The 17363-nt window shown below is 59.3% G+C and carries 15 protein-coding genes and 2 rRNA genes (1 of these 17 only partly in view); 9 read left to right on the top strand and 8 right to left on the bottom strand.

The features are described 5' to 3' along the window. The 3 genes from AC0J41_RS17145 to mrdA all read left to right on the top strand — a co-directional run. Nucleotides 1-286 (top strand): 23S ribosomal RNA (locus tag AC0J41_RS17145); it begins 2606 nt to the left of the window's first position. A gap of 159 nt (nt 287-445) precedes the next feature. After that, nucleotides 446-561, top strand: a 5S ribosomal RNA gene (gene rrf / locus AC0J41_RS17140). Between the two features lie 246 nt (nt 562-807). Further along, nucleotides 808-2700, top strand: a complete 1893-nt coding sequence (mrdA, locus tag AC0J41_RS17135; RefSeq protein ID WP_473013121.1) for a penicillin-binding protein 2 — start codon at nt 808-810, stop codon at nt 2698-2700. 106 nt (nt 2701-2806) lie between these two features. Here mrdA and AC0J41_RS17130 read toward each other — a convergent pair whose 3' ends face one another. From AC0J41_RS17130 to AC0J41_RS17110, 5 genes are all read right to left on the bottom strand, one after another. Further along, entirely contained in the window at nt 2807-3478 is a 672-nt protein-coding gene (locus AC0J41_RS17130) for a hypothetical protein (protein ID WP_025111036.1), read from the bottom strand. Nucleotides 3479-3559: 81 nt separating this feature from the next. Continuing rightward, nucleotides 3560-3766, bottom strand: a complete 207-nt coding sequence (locus tag AC0J41_RS17125) for a helix-turn-helix domain-containing protein (RefSeq protein ID WP_025111037.1) — start codon at nt 3764-3766, stop codon at nt 3560-3562. Between the two features lie 9 nt (nt 3767-3775). After that, on the bottom strand, nt 3776-4381 hold the full coding sequence (locus tag AC0J41_RS17120) for a DUF2975 domain-containing protein (RefSeq protein ID WP_049828010.1): 606 nt from the start codon (nt 4379-4381) through the stop codon (nt 3776-3778). A gap of 86 nt (nt 4382-4467) precedes the next feature. Then, nucleotides 4468-4872, bottom strand: coding sequence for a lysozyme inhibitor LprI family protein (locus tag AC0J41_RS17115; RefSeq protein ID WP_025111039.1), 405 nt, complete (start codon nt 4870-4872; stop codon nt 4468-4470). Nucleotides 4873-4928: 56 nt separating this feature from the next. Further along, on the bottom strand, nt 4929-5849 hold the full coding sequence (locus AC0J41_RS17110; protein ID WP_473013120.1) for an ADP-ribosylglycohydrolase family protein: 921 nt from the start codon (nt 5847-5849) through the stop codon (nt 4929-4931). Between the two features lie 197 nt (nt 5850-6046). Here AC0J41_RS17110 and AC0J41_RS17105 point away from each other — a divergent pair, with 197 nt between their 5' ends. Then, complete coding sequence (locus tag AC0J41_RS17105) at nt 6047-6535, top strand: SRPBCC family protein (RefSeq protein ID WP_025111040.1); 489 nt, start codon at nt 6047-6049, stop codon at nt 6533-6535. A gap of 7 nt (nt 6536-6542) precedes the next feature. Continuing rightward, a complete protein-coding gene (locus AC0J41_RS17100) occupies nt 6543-7343 on the top strand; it encodes an aminoglycoside phosphotransferase family protein (RefSeq protein ID WP_473016015.1) in 801 nt (266 codons plus the stop codon). 318 nt (nt 7344-7661) lie between these two features. Here AC0J41_RS17100 and acnA read toward each other — a convergent pair whose 3' ends face one another. Continuing rightward, entirely contained in the window at nt 7662-10403 is a 2742-nt protein-coding gene (gene acnA / locus AC0J41_RS17095; RefSeq protein WP_473013119.1) for an aconitate hydratase AcnA, read from the bottom strand. Between the two features lie 222 nt (nt 10404-10625). Here acnA and rlmM point away from each other — a divergent pair, with 222 nt between their 5' ends. Further along, entirely contained in the window at nt 10626-11699 is a 1074-nt protein-coding gene (gene rlmM, locus AC0J41_RS17090) for a 23S rRNA (cytidine(2498)-2'-O)-methyltransferase RlmM (RefSeq protein WP_025111043.1), read from the top strand. A gap of 98 nt (nt 11700-11797) precedes the next feature. After that, nucleotides 11798-12049 carry a sulfurtransferase TusA gene (gene tusA / locus AC0J41_RS17085; RefSeq protein WP_025111044.1) on the top strand — a complete coding sequence of 84 codons (252 nt, stop codon included), beginning with the start codon at nt 11798-11800 and terminating at the stop codon, nt 12047-12049. Nucleotides 12050-12185: 136 nt separating this feature from the next. Here tusA and AC0J41_RS17080 read toward each other — a convergent pair whose 3' ends face one another. Next, nucleotides 12186-13595, bottom strand: a complete 1410-nt coding sequence (locus AC0J41_RS17080; protein ID WP_473013118.1) for an MATE family efflux transporter — start codon at nt 13593-13595, stop codon at nt 12186-12188. A 158-nt stretch (nt 13596-13753) separates the two neighbouring features. On the opposite strand from AC0J41_RS17080, the gene pdxB reads away from it, so the two are divergent. After that, nucleotides 13754-14896 carry a 4-phosphoerythronate dehydrogenase PdxB gene (gene pdxB / locus AC0J41_RS17075; RefSeq protein ID WP_473013117.1) on the top strand — a complete coding sequence of 381 codons (1143 nt, stop codon included), beginning with the start codon at nt 13754-13756 and terminating at the stop codon, nt 14894-14896. 158 nt (nt 14897-15054) lie between these two features. On the opposite strand, the gene AC0J41_RS17070 is transcribed toward pdxB, so the two are convergent. Beyond that, nucleotides 15055-15234, bottom strand: a complete 180-nt coding sequence (locus AC0J41_RS17070; protein ID WP_025111047.1) for a PA1571 family protein — start codon at nt 15232-15234, stop codon at nt 15055-15057. A 256-nt stretch (nt 15235-15490) separates the two neighbouring features. Between AC0J41_RS17070 and AC0J41_RS17065 the strand changes: the two genes are divergently transcribed. Next, on the top strand, nt 15491-17296 hold the full coding sequence (locus tag AC0J41_RS17065) for an ABC transporter transmembrane domain-containing protein (protein WP_473013116.1): 1806 nt from the start codon (nt 15491-15493) through the stop codon (nt 17294-17296). The last annotated feature ends 67 nt before the right edge of the window (nt 17297-17363 follow it).

Raw genomic sequence — 17363 nt, 5'->3', positions numbered from 1 at the left:
CCGTGGACGTTTGAGATTTGAGAGGGGCTGCTCCTAGTACGAGAGGACCGGAGTGGACGAACCTCTGGTGTTCCGGTTGTCACGCCAGTGGCATTGCCGGGTAGCTATGTTCGGGAAAGATAACCGCTGAAAGCATCTAAGCGGGAAACTTGCCTCAAGATGAGATCTCACTGGAACCTTGAGTTCCCTGAAGGGCCGTCGAAGACTACGACGTTGATAGGTTGGGTGTGTAAGCGCTGTGAGGCGTTGAGCTAACCAATACTAATTGCCCGTGAGGCTTGACCATATAACACCCAAGCAATTTGCAGGCTTTGAGCTGAAGAGCGAAAGGTCACCAGATTGCGGTGTGTGAAGACGAAACGAACCGAAAGTTCGAGAGAAACACACAAACTATCGCATACCCAATTTGCTGAAGCGTCGAAAGACGAGTCGGCACACCGAATTTCTTGACGACCATAGAGCGTTGGAACCACCTGATCCCATCCCGAACTCAGAAGTGAAACGATGCATCGCCGATGGTAGTGTGGGGTTTCCCCATGTGAGAGTAGGTCATCGTCAAGATTAAATTCCGAAACCCCAATTGCGAAAGCAGTTGGGGTTTTGTTTTGCCCGCAGGAAAGTGGTTTGCTTCGCCACACAAGGCGCTACGACTGAGGTGCGGGCGTTCCAGCCGTCGCCGGGACAGCCACTGGGGAAAAACCTTCTGAAGTGACCGCCCGGTTTTTGGTATGGTGCAGCTCGTTTTTAACGGACTGATGTCATGCCCACGGACAGGCACTCATTTTTTGTCGAAGAGTTGCTGTAGAAATGCCAGAACCCATCCCAATCAAGGATCACGAAAAAGAGAAGCGCTTGGTCAACAAGCGGTTGATCGCCTGCGCTCTGTTCGTCTTTGCTATCAGCTGTGCGCTGGTGGTGCGCTTGTACATCCTGCAAGTGGTTGAATACGACTATCACTCGACCATCTCCGAAAACAACCGCGTCCACGTCTTGCCGATCCCGCCGACTCGCGGCCTGATCTATGATCGCAACGGCGTACTGCTCGCCGATAACCGCCCCAGTTACAACCTGATCATCACCCGCGAACGCGCCACTGACGTCAATCAGGAGCTGGACGAGGTCATCAATCTCCTGCATCTGCCAGCAGAAGATCGTAGCGTTTTCGATAAGGCCATGAAGCAGTCCCGTCACCCATTCACCCCGGTGACGCTGTTCTACGAGCTGACGGAAGAACAGATCGCTGTGTTAGCGGTTAACGAGTTCCGCTTGCCTGGCCTGGATGTCGAGCCGCAGTTCGTTCGGCATTACCCGCTGGGGCCGCACTTCGCGCATTCGATCGGTTACGTCGGCCGGATCAACGAGAAAGAGTCCAAAACTCTGGATTCGGTCGAATACCGCGGTACGCAATCTATCGGCAAAACCGGCATCGAACGCTTCTACGAAGCGCAGTTGCACGGCCATGTTGGCTATGAAGAGGTCGAGACCAACGCTCAGGGCCGAGTGCTGCGAGTGCTCAAGCACACCGATCCGGTTCCAGGCAAAAATATCGTGCTGAGCCTCGACGTCAAACTGCAGGAGGCTGCCGAAGCGGCACTGGGCGACCGCCGTGGTTCGGTGGTGGCGCTCGATCCGGCCACCGGCGAAGTGCTGGCGATGGTCAGCAACCCGAGTTTCGACCCGAATCTGTTCGTCACCGGCATCAGCTCCAAGGAGTACTCGGCGCTGCGCGATTCCATCGACCGACCGTTGTTCAACCGAGTGCTGCGCGGTTTGTACGCACCGGGTTCGACCATCAAGCCTGAGGTGGCGATTGCAGGCCTCGATGCCGGCGTGGTCACCCCGCAGACCCGTGTCTTCGATCCGGGCTACTACCAACTCCCGGACTTCGATCACAAGTACCGTAACTGGAACCATAGCGGCGACGGCTGGGTGGACATGGACGCGGCGATCATGCGTTCCAACGACACCTACTTCTACGACCTCGCGCACAAGCTCGGCATTGATCGGTTGCACGACTACATGGCCATGTTCGGTCTCGGTGAAAAAGTCTCGCTCGACATGTTCGAAGAGTCGCCAGGTTTGATGCCGTCGCAGGCTTGGAAGCGCGCCACGCGCCGTCAGGCGTGGTTCCCGGGTGAAACGGTCATTCTCGGCATCGGCCAGGGCTACATGCAGGTCACGCCGCTACAGTTGGCCCAGGCGACTGCGCTGATTGCCAACAAGGGTGTATGGAACCGTCCACACCTGGCCAAGACCGTCGATGGTGTGGCACCGGTCGACGAACATCCAATGCCCAACATCCTGCTGAAGAATCCGCGTGACTGGGATCAGGTCAACCACGGCATGCAGATGGTGATGCACGATGCCCGGGGTATTGCTCGCGCCGCTGCGGCCGGGGCGCAATACCGCATTGCCGGCAAGAGTGGTACCGCGCAAGTGGTGGCGATCAAGCAGGGCGAGCGCTACAACCGCGAGAAAACCCTCGAACGGCACCGGGACAACGCCTTGTTCGTCGGCTTCGCGCCGGCAGAGCATCCGACGATCGCCATTTCGGTGATGATCGAAAACGGTGAGGCCGGTGGTCGGGTGGCGGGTCCTGTGGTGCGGCAGATCATGGACGCCTGGCTACTGGATCAGGATGGCCACCTCAAGCCGCAATATGCGGCGCCGGCCAAGCCACCCGGTGATCCGCACGTGTAGCCGCAAAAAGCTTCACAGCACAGGCTCACGCGGGCTGAGCATGTGCTGTGAAACTCGTTATCGGTGACTCAGCTTGCGCATCGATGCGCTTTCATTCTGCAACGGACTATTTGCAGCTGTAACCCTCGGGCATCGTGATGCTGTAGTTGCGTTGCACACGGTCCTGGAAGTTCAGGTTCTGCAGACCTTGCTCCACCAGAAAGGCTTCGACCTTGGCTGCCTGGCAGTCCTCGTTATAAGACGACGCCCGCAGCAGATACACCGTGCGTTTGCTCGCCTCATCGCGGGCGGTGGCAATGAAGGTGCTGAGGGTGGTGTAACCGATTCGCTCAGAGGTGCCCACCGGGCCATAAGTGGTATTGGGGGTACTGGTGCAGGTCAGTCGGTCATCTTTTTTCTTGGTGTTCTTGCACACGGTCGAAGTGCTGGTTGGCACTTGCCCATAGTCGGTCGCGGTATAGCGGTAAGACACCTGCCGGCTACCAATGTCGAGCGTGATGGTCATTTTGATCGGCGCGTGGTTCCTGGGCAGGCTGGCGTCGGTATAAACCTCCAGGAAGCCCAGGTCTTTCAGTGCGTTGACCATATCACGAAGATAGTAGCGGGCATTGAGTGCATTCTCATCGGCGGCGCTCGCCGAGGTCACAAGTACTGTTGCCTTTCGGTCGAACTGATAGTCCGGATCAGGTATTGCATTGAGTGCTACGTCTATTTGCGTGGCGCAGCCGCCAAGCAACGCGGTGAGCATTAACAGGACGCAGAACAAATAACGGGACATGACAAAGACGCCTTGCAACTAAGGATTGAATAGAAGTTAAACGGATGAGGCGCGCGACAAATAACTCGTGGCCGGCAAGGCTCAGTCTTTCTGGTATTCCAGCAGATCGCCTGGCTGGCAATTGAGCGCTGCGCAGAGTTTGTCGAGCGTGGCCATTTTCACGCCCTTGACCTTGCCATTCTTCAGCAATGACAGGTTGGCCTCGGTGATGCCCAGCAGGGCGGCTAACTCTTTCGAGCGAATTTTTTGCGTGGCCATGACAACGTCAAGGCGGACGATAATGGTCATTATATTGTTCTATATGTATTGACTTTGCTCATCGCTGAGTACTTTTGCGTCACGCATGATAATTGAAAATATGCAGAGCAATACGCCTTTGATTATCTCGTAGGCAGAAGCGGAAGACAGGCCGATCGAGAACTGAAAAATCCGATCCCCCGGCGGCAGATCTATCGACAGCGCCAGACCTTGCAAGGTCTCTACCAGCGGATAGGCTGCCGGAGAAACGATGCACAGTATGCCCACTCGCCACAGGACCCTGATGTTGCGGTCGGTCCAGGTTTCGCCGCGCGACAAGCGCAGGAAAAACAGCCCCGTCAGCCATAACGCGTAGCCCGACAGAGCAACGGGCAGGAAGTCCAGAAGAACGATCAGCGCAGTGACCGTCGACGACAGCCAGGTCGCAGGATCAAGCAGCGCGCCCTCGACAAACGGGTCAAGCAATTGCGGTGAGCCTTCAGCAAAGGCATAGAGCAGGCCCGCCAGCATTTCATCCTTTTTGAAGAACCAGATCGTCGCGTTGCCGCCGACCTCCGTCACACCCAGAACCCAGACAAGAATCGCTGCCAGCAGCCCGATCCAATGCATGCGCTGCAGCGCCAATCCGTTGATGTGAGTACTCATGAGAATTCCTGGTTGTTTCAATTGGGTAGCGAATTCTCGATGATAAATTATCGAATAACAATAATTAATTTTGAGCAACTACAAAATCAGGCCCCAGGCACCGGGCAACTCATGTCACCTTCCTCACACTTCAAATACTGCTTCAGGGCGTCGACCCGCACCTTGGTCACCCCGGTCAGGCAGTTGCTGTAAATCAACGGATAAACGCTCCCGCCGTCTACCCCGGACGCCGAAAACTTGCATTCGGCATCACGAAATTCGATCCACGCCCGCTGTGCACTCACTAGCAGCTTTCTGGCGTCGGCGTTGTCCTTCAACCGACCGGTGATCTGCTGATACACCGCGTTCAACTCCTTGTCCGCCGCCTTGAATTCCTGCCCGGCACACTGGTTCATGGTGGCCTGATCGCTCGCATTGGCGCAGTCGACGGCGGCGTGGGCGATAGGCGTGAGCAGGAAGGGTGTCAGGGCTATGAGCAGGCGTGGGGACATGAGTAATCTCACTGTGTCGGATGAAAGTGCAGAACAGTTTATCGGCTGTGGTGCTTCTATTCAGGAACGCGCAGCCGGGAGGCTTCGAGCAGGCGATCTGCGGTGGCTGCAATCTCCTCGCCGTCATGGAGCATTTCCAGCCAGTGGGCAGGAATCGCCCGAACGCCATAATAGGCCCCGGCCAATTGACCGACGATCGCGGCAGTGGTGTCGGCATCATCGCCCAGGTTGGCGGCTTGCAGAATCGCTGCTGCGAAACTGTCGGTGTGATGAAAACACCACAGCGCGGCTTCCAGTGACTCAACGCTGTAGCCGCTGCCACGGATTTCAGTGGCTGATTTGGCCAGATAATCTCCTCGAGCAATTGCGGCAACTTTAGGTTGAGTGAAGGTTGAGAGCGGCAGTCTGCACAACTCGGTTTTGGAGGCGCCGAGCAGCGCGTTGGCAATCAGTTCGGCAAACAATTGACAGCATTCGATGGCTTCAGGGGCCGCGTGGGTTGTCCGCGAACTGTCGCTGGCGAACTGGCGGATTTGTTGGGCGACAGGGAAGAAAAACAGCACCACTGGCGCCAACCGCATCAGCGAGCCGTTGCCGGCGGTAAACGGGTCGGTTGATCCAGCAAAGGGCTGACCGGTTTGCTGGTACTGCGACAGTGCCTGACTGACCGTCATGCCAATATCGAAACAATCCCCCGTCGAGCTGAGATATCCCCATTGCCACCAGTTCAGATAGCGTCCCATTTGATCCGCCGCATCGAATGTGTTTTTGGTCAGCAGACTCTCTGCGAGGCACAGCGCCATCGAGGTGTCATCCGTCCATTGCCCAGGCTTCAAGTGAAAGGGGCCTCCGCCGACCATGTCTGTCAGCGGCTGGAATGAGCCTCGCGGTTTGAACTCCACCGTGGTGCCAACGGCGTCGCCGCAAGCCAGGCCGAGCAGGGCGCCGCGATAACGTTCTGATAGGGAGGGCTGCATGCTTCGTCCTTGTTTGTTTCCGATTCGCTGGAAAAGGTAGCAGGTTCACTGGGAGGGATGCGTCAGTCATTCACTCTTTCAACGATCAGAAATGCCGCCGAATGTTTCCTTTGGACTGAACAGGCGCAGCCCTTTGATACAACTTCAGGTTGGACATGTGGTCATACAAGCCTACTGTTCAGAACAGGAGGTGACTTATGAAACCAGTACCCAATAGTTTCGAACGCAAAATCACGCTCAAGGCGCCGCGTTCTTATGTCTGGCGCGCATTGGTCGATGCCGAGGCGTTTGGCCAGTGGTTTGGTGTGGCGCTGGAGGGCAGGCGGTTCATTGCCGGCGAATGGACGCAAGGGCAGGTCACGTACCCGGGTTATGAACATGTCCTGTGGAACGTGCTGGTCGAGCGGGTCGAGCCGCAGCAGTTGTTCTCGTTTCGCTGGCACCCGTACGCGGTCAATCCGAAAATCGATTACTCCCAGGAGCCGACGACACTGGTCAAGTTCGAGCTGCAGGATTACGAGGGCGGCACATTGCTCAAGGTGTCCGAATCCGGTTTTGCGCATATTCCCGATGTGCGGCAGAAAGAGGCGTATTACATGGACAGCCGTGGCTGGGAGGAACAACTGAGTCGACTTGAACAGTTTCTCGCCGAAAGCGCCAAGACCCGCGAGCGTGACGGTGACTGATAACGCCATGTTCGAACCGTGGCTGCAACGCTGGGCGCTGGTGCCGGACGGTGAGCCGATCATCACCCCGGGCAGCCGCCTGTTACCGGTGCGTTTTGCCGATGCACCGGCCATGCTCAAGATCGCGCTGGATACCGACGAAAAGTATGGCAATCGGCTGATGACCTGGTGGGACGGTGATGGCGCCGCGCAGGTGCTGGCTCATCACGAGGACGGTTTGCTGCTGGAACGGGCCATGGGCCGGCGTTCGCTGATGCACATGGCGCTCAATGGTGAAGACGACACCGCCACACGGATCATGTGCACGGCGCTGGCGCACCTGCATGCACCGCGTCCGACACCGCCACCGCCGCTGGTGGAGCTGGCGCCGTGGTTCGCCTCACTGCGAATGGCCGCCGCCGAACATGGCGGCGCTTATGCCGTGAGCCTGCAAGCGGCTGAAGCGTTGCTCGCTGACCCGCAAGACATAGTGGTGTTGCACGGTGATATGCACCACGACAATGTCCTCGATTTCGGTACTCGCGGCTGGCTGGCGATCGATCCCAAGCGGGTGCGCGGTGAGCGCGGTTTTGATTACGCGAACCTGATCTGCAACCCGGATCTGCCGACGGCTGCCGACCCGGAGCGTGTCCGGCGACAGGTTGAGGTGATTGTCGAAGTGGCCAAGCTGGATCGCCGACGGTTGCTGCAATGGGTGCTGGCGTTCGCCGGATTGTCTGCCGCCTGGTTTTTGGAGGATGACCAACAGGAACAGGCCACTGGGCAGCTGAGCGTCGCGCACATCGCGGCTTTGCTGCTTGAAGGCTGACAGGCGTAAGGGTTTTCGGAAGGGCTTCTATAGCGAATGTCTTACACGCGGTGGTAGCTTTTTCGACTATTGCCGATTGGATCCACGGCGTAATCTACACCCATCAACTGAGACACAGGGAGTGTTTCAGGATCACGGATGATCGACCATTAGCAAGGATCGCTGCCGACAGGGAGTCGATATTGGTCTTGGGAAAAACCCGCTTCGGCGGGTTTTTTTTCGCCTATGGAAAAGTGCAGGGATATTTGTGGCAGGTGAACTTGTGGCGGGGGAGCAAGCGCCCTCGCCACAGTGGATTCAAGTCCTGAGGCGTGCGTGTTACGAGGCAATCAACTGCCGCAACACGTAATGCAGGATCCCGCCGGACTTGAAGTACTCCACCTCATTCAACGTGTCGATGCGGCACAGTACTTCAAGTTTCTCCTGCCGCCCGTCTTCACGGGTGATCACCAGGGTCAGGTTCATCCGCGGCGTCAGCTCGACACCGGTCAGGCCCTGAATATCCACGGTTTCCTTGCCGGTGAGGTTCAGGCTCTTGCGGTTCTGATCAAGCTTGAACTGCAGCGGCAACACGCCCATGCCCACCAGGTTGGAGCGGTGAATACGCTCGAAACTTTCGGCGATCACCGCTTTGACGCCCAGCAGGTTGGTGCCCTTGGCCGCCCAGTCGCGGCTGGAGCCGGTGCCGTATTCCTGACCGGCAATCACCACCAACGGTGTGCGATCGGCCTGATAACGCATGGCAGCGTCATAGATCGCCATCTTCTCGCCGCTGGGGATGTAGATCGTGTTGCCACCTTCTTCGCCGCCGAGCATTTCGTTGCGGATACGGATGTTGGCGAACGTGCCGCGCATCATCACTTCATGGTTGCCACGGCGTGAACCGTAGGAGTTGAAGTCCCGCGGTTCCACGCCTTTTTCGCGCAGATAGCGCCCGGCCGGACTTTCAGCCTTGATGTTACCGGCAGGGGAGATGTGGTCGGTGGTCACCGAATCACCGAGCAGTGCCAACACCCGCGCGCCTTTGACGTCAGTGATCACCGGCAACGGTCCGCCAATGTCATCGAAAAACGGGGGATGCTGAATGTAGGTCGAGTCGTCCTGCCACACATAGGTGGCGGCTTGTGGCACCTGGATTGCCTGCCATTGCTCGTCGCCGGCGAACACCTCGGCGTATTCCTTGTGGAACATCGCGGTGTTGACCTGACTCACCGCCTCGGCGATTTCCTTGCTGCTCGGCCAGATGTCACGCAGGTACACCGGGTTGCCTTGTTTGTCCTCGCCCAGCGGCTCAGTGCTGATGTCTGTACGCACGCTGCCGGCCAGGGCGTAAGCGACCACCAGCGGCGGCGAGGCCAGCCAGTTGGTCTTGACCAACGGATGCACCCGGCCTTCGAAGTTGCGGTTGCCGGACAGCACCGAAGCGACGGTGAGGTCGGCTTTTTGAATGGCTTTCTCGATCGGTTCCGGCAAGGGGCCGGAGTTGCCGATGCACGTTGTACAACCGTAACCGACCAGCGAAAACCCGAGTTGATCGAGGTACTGCGTCAACCCGGCAGCCTTGTAGTAGTCGGTCACCACTTTTGAACCCGGTGCCAGCGAACTCTTGACCCACGGTTTGCGCGTCAGGCCTTTCTCCACGGCTTTTTTCGCCAACAGACCGGCCGCCATCATCACGCTCGGGTTGGAGGTGTTGGTGCAGGAGGTGATCGCGGCGATCACCACCGCGCCGTTTTTCAGGCGATAGGTATGGCCTTCGTATTCGTACTCGGTTTCGCCGATCAGATCGGCGTTGCCCACGGCCACACCACCACCGCCTTCGCTTTCCAGGCGACCTTCTTCCTTGCTGGTGGGCTTGAATTGCAGGTCCATGAAATCACTGAAGGCCTGCGCCACATTCGGCAGCGAGACGCGATCCTGCGGGCGTTTCGGCCCGGCCAGACTGGCTTCGACGCTGCTCATGTCCAGCGCCAGGCTGTCGGTGAACACTGGTTCCTGACCGGGCAGGCGCCACAGGCCCTGGGCCTTGGTGTAAGCCTCGACGAGTTTCACCACTTCCGGCGGTCGGCCGGACAGGCGCAGGTATTCCAGGGTCACGTCATCGACCGGGAAGAAGCCGCAAGTTGCGCCATATTCCGGGGCCATGTTGGCGATGGTTGCGCGATCCGCCAGTGGCAGGTCGGCGAGGCCGTCACCGTAGAACTCGACGAATTTGCCGACCACGCCTTTCTTGCGCAGCATCTGCGTGACCGTCAGCACCAGGTCGGTGGCGGTGATGCCTTCCTTGAGCTTGCCGGTGAGTTTGAAGCCGATCACTTCCGGAATCAGCATCGACACCGGTTGGCCGAGCATCGCCGCTTCCGCCTCGATCCCGCCGACGCCCCAGCCGAGTACGCCGAGGCCGTTGATCATGGTGGTATGGGAGTCGGTGCCGACCAGCGTGTCGGGGAACGCGTAGGTGCGGCCGTCCTCATCCTTGGTCCACACGGTGCGCCCGAGGTATTCGAGGTTGACCTGGTGGCAGATCCCGGTACCGGGTGGCACCACGCTGAAGTTGTCGAAGGCGCTTTGGCCCCAGCGCAGGAAGGCATAACGTTCGCCGTTACGCTGCATCTCAATGTCGACGTTCTGTTCGAAAGCGCTGGCGGTGGCGAATTTGTCGACCATCACCGAGTGGTCGATCACCAGATCCACCGGCGACAGCGGGTTGATTCGTTGCGGATCGCCGCCGGCCTTGGCCATGGCAGCGCGCATCGCGGCAAGGTCGACCACGGCGGGTACGCCGGTAAAGTCTTGCATCAATACGCGGGCCGGGCGGTACTGGATTTCCCGGTCGGAGCGCCGCTCCTTGAGCCAGGCGGCGATCGCCTTGAGGTCGGCGCCGGTGACAGTTTTTTCATCTTCCCAGCGCAGCAGGTTTTCCAGCAGGACTTTCAGCGACATTGGCAGCTTGTCGATATTGCCAAGGCTTTTCGCTGCGTCCGGCAGGCTGAAATAGTGGTAGGTCTTGTCGTCGATTTGCAGTGTTTTAAGGGTCTTCAGACTATCGAGGGACGGCATTACGATCACTCCTTTGAGTCCGCACGGCTACGGACTGAGGGGACGGGCAGAGCTATCAACGTAGCCCTGTTTTCAGTAGCTGGCTAATAACTGGACTCTATGGGCAAGTCCAAGGTTCCGACATCGGCTATCATGCGCCGGTTTTCGTGACAGGCTTTGCTTCAATGCAAGGCTTGAGCATCGTGCAGGGGCCGAATGTCCGCCCTCTGCCCAGGAGTAAAAATGAACACCCTATTCATGCATTGCCGGCCAGGCTTCGAAGGCGAAGTCTGTTCGGAGATTTCCGACCTCGCCGCCCAGTTGAACGTCGCCGGTTACGCCAAGGCCAAAGCGGCCACTGCCTACGCCGAGTTCGTCTGCACTGAAGCAGACGGCGCTGAACGCCTGATGCGCGGCCAGCGTTTCGCCGAACTGATTTTCCCGCGGCAATGGGCGCGCGGTATCTTCATCGATCTGCCGGAAAACGACCGCATCAGCGTCATCCTTGCGCACATGGCCGATTTCCCGGTGTTCGGCAGCCTGTGGCTGGAAGTCGTCGATACCAATGACGGCAAGGAACTGTCGAACTTCTGCAAGAAGTTCGAAGGCCCGCTGCGCAAGGCACTGACCGCCGCCGGCAAACTGGTGGAGGACGCCAGCAAGCCGCGTCTGCTGCTGACGTTCAAAAGTGGTCGCGAAGTGTTCCTCGGCATGGCTGATGCCGGTAATTCGGCGATGTGGCCGATGGGCATTCCGCGCCTGAAGTTTCCGCGCGAGGCGCCAAGCCGTTCGACGTTGAAGCTGGAAGAGGCCTGGCACCACTTCATCCCGCGTGACCAGTGGGACGAGCGTCTGCACAGTGACATGACCGGCGTCGACCTCGGCGCGGCGCCCGGTGGCTGGACCTGGCAACTGGTCAACCGCGGCATGCTGGTGACCGCCATCGACAACGGCCCGATGGCTGAAAGCCTGATGGACACCGGCCTGGTGCAGCACTTGATGGCTGACGGGTTCACCTTCAAGCCCAAGCAGCCGGTGGACTGGATGGTCTGCGACATCGTCGAGAAGCCGGCGCGCAACGCGGCGATGCTTGAAGAGTGGATCGGCGAGGGCCATTGCCGAGAGGCGGTGGTCAACCTCAAGTTGCCGATGAAGCAGCGCTATGCCGAAGTGAAACGCTTGCTTGAGCGCATTGCCGATGGCTTCAAGGCCCGTGGGATCAAGGTCGATATTGGCTGCAAGCAGCTGTATCACGATCGCGAGGAAGTGACCTGCCACCTGCGCCGGCATGACATCAAGAAAGCCAAATCCCGCTGACACACCGTAACGCCTTGTGGGAGCAAGCCCGGTCCCACAGGGGTTAGACGACGCCCCCGGCAATGCGCGACAATGCCGGTCAGTTTCAGGAGTGAATCATGAGTGAAATGATTGATACCCCGGTCGATGGCACCCTCGACGCCACCGGCCTCAATTGCCCGGAGCCGGTGATGATGCTGCACCAGCACATTCGTGATCTGGTGCCCGGCGGCCTGCTCAAGGTGATTGCCACCGATCCCTCGACCCGTCGCGACATTCCCAAGTTCTGCGTGTTTCTTGACCACGAACTGGTCGGTCAGCACGAAGAGGCCGGTACTTATCTGTACTGGATCCGCAAGAAACACGCCTGAGTCCGAGCCAAACACAAAACCTGATGTGGGAGCGGGCTTGCTCGCGAAAGCGGTATGTCAGTCACGATCAATGGCGACTGATACACCGCATTCGCGAGCAAGCCCGCTCCCATATTTTTTGTCTTGCGTTAAGGGCTCAGCCCACCGAACGACTGATCCGAATACGCTTGCGCGCACTGCGGGTCAGGCGGATCGACAGCATCAGCGCCGCACAGCTCAGGCCGACGATCAGGCCTTGCCACAAGCCACTCGGGCCACGCGGTTCGCCGAGCCAGTCGGTCAGGCCGAGGGCGTAACCCACCGGCAGACCGATGCCCCAGTAGGCGAACAGGGTCAGGATCATCGTCACCCGGGTGTCCTGATAACCGCGCAGAGCGCCGGCGGCGGTGACCTGAATCGCATCGGAAAACTGGAACAGCGCCGAGTACACAATCAGCATCGCCGCGATGTGGATCACCGTCGGGTCTGCGGTGTAGATCGCGGCAATCGGCTCGCGCAGCAATAGCATCATGCTTGCCGACAGGCAGGCGTAGGCCAACGCGGTGCCCATGCCGACGCCGGCGGCGAAGCGCGCCTCGCGTGGTTCTTCACGGCCCAGGGCCTGGCCGACTCGTACGGTCACCGCCATGCCCAGCGAGTACGGAATCATGAACACCAGCGAACTGACGTTCAGTGCGATCTGATGCCCGGCGACCACCGTGGCGCCGAGACTGCCGATCAGCAGGGCGATCACGGCAAAGATGCTCGACTCGGCAAACACCGCGATGCCGATTGGCAGGCCGATCGCCAGCAAACGCTTGATTACCGCCCATTGTGGCCAGTCGAAGCGGCTGAAGATCTCACTCGAACGATAGGCTGGCGCCCAGCGCTCCCAACCGGCCAGACCCAGCGCCATGACCCACATCACGATGGCCGTGGCCCAGCCGCAGCCGACGCCGCCCATGGCCGGCACGCCGAAGTGGCCATAAATGAAGATGTAGTTCAGCGGAATGTTCAGGGCCAGACCGCACAGACCCAGCACCATCGCCGGGCGGGTACGGCCGATGCCGTCACTGGTGCAGCGCAGCACGTGATAGAACGCCACCGCCGGCAGTCCGCTGGCAATGCCGTGCAGGTACTGCATGCACGGGCCGATCAGTTCGGGATCGACCTTCATCAGGTGCAGCACCGGCTCGGCGGCCACCAGCATCGCCGTCGCGATCAGGCCGACCACCAGCGCCAGCCACAACGCCTGACGAACGATCGGGCCGATCTCGCTGTGGGTGCCGGCGCCGAAACGCTGGGCGACTTTCGGTGTGGTGGCCAGCAGGGTGCCGGTCATCAGCAGAAACACCGGGACCCAGATCGAGTTACCCAGTGCGACTGCCGCCAAATCCTTGGGCCCGACGCGCCCGGCCATCACCGCATCGACGAAGCCCATGGCTGTGGTCGCCAGCTGCGCGATGATGATCGGCAGCGCCAGGGCGAGCAGGTTCTTGAACTCCAGGCGGATACGCGCGGGGCGGGTGAGAGAGACGGCGACAGGTTGTTCAGTTACAGAGTTCACAGGCAAAGCGTCCACAGGTGTTGATGCGCAAGGCGCCGCATTCTACGCCGCTGACGTGACAGTCAGGAAAAATCCTCTGTTGCGGATTTGTAATCGCAAGGCCTCTGGCCCAACCGCCCATCTGCACCTAAACTGCCGATCCGCTATAGGAGCCCGCCATGCTGATTGTTGCCGACGAAAATATCCCGTTGCTCGATGCCTTTTTTGCCGGTTTCGGCGAGATCCGCCGGGTGCCGGGCCGTTCCATCGACCGTGCGACGGTCGAACACGCCGATGTGTTGCTGGTGCGCTCGGTGACCAACGTCAATCGGGCGTTGCTCGAAGGCAGCCGGGTACGTTTCGTGGGGACGTGCACCATCGGCACCGATCATCTGGATCTCGATTACTTCACCGAAGCGGGGATCACCTGGTCCAGCGCTCCTGGCTGCAATGCCCGCGGTGTGGTCGATTACGTGCTCGGCAGCCTGATGACCCTCGCCGAAATCGAAGGCGTCGATCTGACGCAGCGCACCTATGGCGTGGTCGGCGCCGGTGAGGTCGGTGGTCGGTTGATCAAGGTGCTCAAAGGACTGGGCTGGAACGTGAAAGTCTGCGATCCGCCGCGTCAGGCGGCCGAGGGCGGCGACTACGTCAGCCTGGAACAGATCATCGAGCAGTGCGACGTGATCAGCCTGCACACCCCGCTGACCCGCAACGGAGCAGGGGCTACCTGGCATCTGTTCGATCAGCAGCGTTTGCAACAGCTTAAACCCGGTGCCTGGCTGATCAATGCCGCGCGTGGTCCGGTGGTGGATAACGCTGCACTGCGCGAGGTGCTGCTGCAGCGCGAAGACCTGCAAGCGGTGCTCGACGTTTGGGAGGCAGAGCCCGAAGTCGATGTGGCGTTGGCCGAGCTTTGCGTGCTGGCGACGCCGCACATTGCCGGCTACAGCCTGGACGGCAAACAGCGCGGCACGGCGCAGATCTATCAGGCGTACTGTGAATTTATCGGACAGCCGGCGAGCATCCAGCTCAGTGAGTTACTGCCTGCACCGTGGCTGTCACAAGTGACCCTGCACGCAGGCAGTGATCCGGCTTGGGCGCTGGCGATGTTGTGCCGTGGAGTGTACGACCCGCGCCGCGACGATGCGGATTTTCGCCGCAGTCTTGTAGGTAATGTCGGTGAGCAGCGTGCGGCGTTCGATGTGTTGCGCAAGCAGTATCCCGTGCGACGCGAGATTGAAGGCTTGCAGGTGCGAATCGAAGGGGACTCGCCGCAGTTGCAGCAGATCGTGGCGGCGCTGGGGGCGGTGGCGGTCTAGGACCGAGTCGGCCTTTTTCGCGAGCAGGGATCTCTCATTCAATGAAAATCCCCCCCTGTGGGAGCGAGCCTGCTCGCGAAGGTCGCACCAAAAATACCGAATCGGCACACAGAAAAAACCCGGCCAAAACGGGCCGGGTCAGGAAGACGGTGGCTATATCACTTTTGTTCGGCAGGCTTGACCAATCGCTTCTCCAGTTCGCGGCATGCGTCCTGGATCATGTCTTCAGTGATCGGTACTTCACGCCCATCCTTGTCAATAATGGAGCAACCCAGAGGTTGGCCGGGCTTGGTGCGGATCACTTGAATCTTGTCTTCGCTGCTGTGTTGCAAGGACATGGCCTGTCTCCTCATCAGGTTGTACGCGTAGATTAAAACCGCCACGTGACCAGGCTGTGACAACTCCCTGAGGTCTGTCAAAAGCGGCATCTCCACTCCAACAGAAATGACCGCTTGTCTCAACCGGGACATTAGACCAATAGCAACTATGGCCTAGTCTTTGGGGGCATATTTAACCTGACTCATTGTGATTTACAGAGTTCCGCCCCATAGAAGGTTTAGGCTAGCCCTTTCACCAACACGGATGTGTACCTGAATGACCCCGAAGCTTTCTTCACGACACCGTCGCGCTCTGCGTCTGACCAGTCGATTTCTGGCCCCTTACCGCTGGCAAGTCATCGGTGCGCTGCTGGCGTTGATCGTCACCGCCGCTGTCACGTTGTCGATGGGGCAGGGGATCAAGTTGCTGGTCGATCGGGGTTTCATGACCCAGTCGCCGCACCAGTTGAACCAGAGCATCGGCATCTTCATGTTGATGGTGCTTGGCTTGGCGATCGGCACGTTCGCGCGGTTTTACTGGGTGTCCTGGATCGGTGAGCGCTGCGTGGCCGATATCCGGCGCGAGGTGTTCAACCATCTGGTGTACTTGCACCCCGGTTTCTACGAGAACAACCGCAGTTCGGAGATTCAGTCGCGGCTGACCGCCGACACCACGTTGCTGCAATCGGTGATCGGCTCTTCACTCTCGATGTTTCTGCGCAACCTGCTGATGGTCATCGGCGGCGTCGTGCTGCTGTTCGTGACCAACGCCAAACTCACCAGCATCGTGGTGATTGCGTTGCCGTTCGTGGTTGCCCCGATACTGATTTTCGGTCGGCGGGTGCGCAATCTGTCGCGGTTGAGTCAGGACCGGGTTGCCGATATCGGCAGCTATGTTTCCGAAACCCTCGGTCAGATCAAGACCGTGCAGGCCTACAACCATCAGGTGCAGGATGAGCGACGTTTCGCCGCGACGGTCGAGGATGCGTTCGATACGGCACGCAAGCGTATTTTTCAGCGCTCATGGATGATCACCATGGTGATCGTGTTGGTACTGGGCGCGGTCGCGGTGATGTTGTGGGTCGGCGGCATGGACGTGATTGCCGGCCGCATCACCGGTGGCGAACTGGCTGCGTTCGTCTTTTACAGCCTGATCGTCGGCAGTGCGATCGGCACCTTGAGCGAGGTGATCGGCGAGCTGCAACGTGCGGCGGGTGCCGCCGAGCGCATCGCCGAACTGCTGGGTTCGCAGAACATCATCCTGCCCCCGACCACCGGGCTGGTGACCTTGCCGGAGCGCATCAGGGGCGAACTGCAATTGCAGGATGTGCGCTTTTCCTACCCGTCGCGTCCGGAGGGCTACGCCGTCAACGGCTTGAATCTGACTATCAAGGCCGGCGAGACGCTGGCGCTGGTGGGGCCATCCGGTGCCGGCAAGTCCACGGTGTACGACCTGTTGTTGCGTTTCTACGACCCGATTGAGGGGCAGATCCTGATTGACGGCGTGCCACTGACCAGCCTTGACCCGCTGGATCTGCGTCGCAACTTTGCCTTGGTCTCGCAATCGCCGGCGCTGTTTTTTGGCAGTGTCGAAGAAAATATCCGTTACGGTAATGCGGGCGCAACGCTGGAGCAGGTCAAGGACGCCGCGCGGATCGCCCACGCCCATGACTTCATCGAGAAAATGCCCAACGGTTACCAGACGCATCTGGGCGATGGCGGCCTCGGCCTTTCGGGCGGCCAGCGTCAGCGCCTGGCGATTGCCCGTGCGTTGTTGGTGGATGCGCCGATCCTGTTGCTCGACGAAGCCACCAGCGCCCTCGATGCGCAGAGCGAACACTTGATCCAGGAAGCCTTGCCCAGCTTGATGCAAAACCGCACCACGCTGGTGATCGCGCATCGTCTGGCCACGGTGAAAAACGCCGACCGGATCGCAGTGATGGATCAGGGCAAACTGGTGGCAATCGGTACGCATCAGGAGCTGATCGTGAGCAACCCGCTGTATGCGCGGCTGGCGGCGTTGCAGTTCAATGATGGTCAGAGCGCTACAACGAACTCGGTCACCGAACCTGTAATCGACTAAGTAACCGACCCGATGGCGCCTATAAAAAATGCCCTTATCTTGCGATAAGGGCATTTTTTGTTACTCG

The sequence above is a fragment of the Pseudomonas sp. Arb-4-2C genome (genome assembly GCF_055755015.1).
This window is presented reverse-complemented; position numbering and strand designations above follow the sequence as displayed.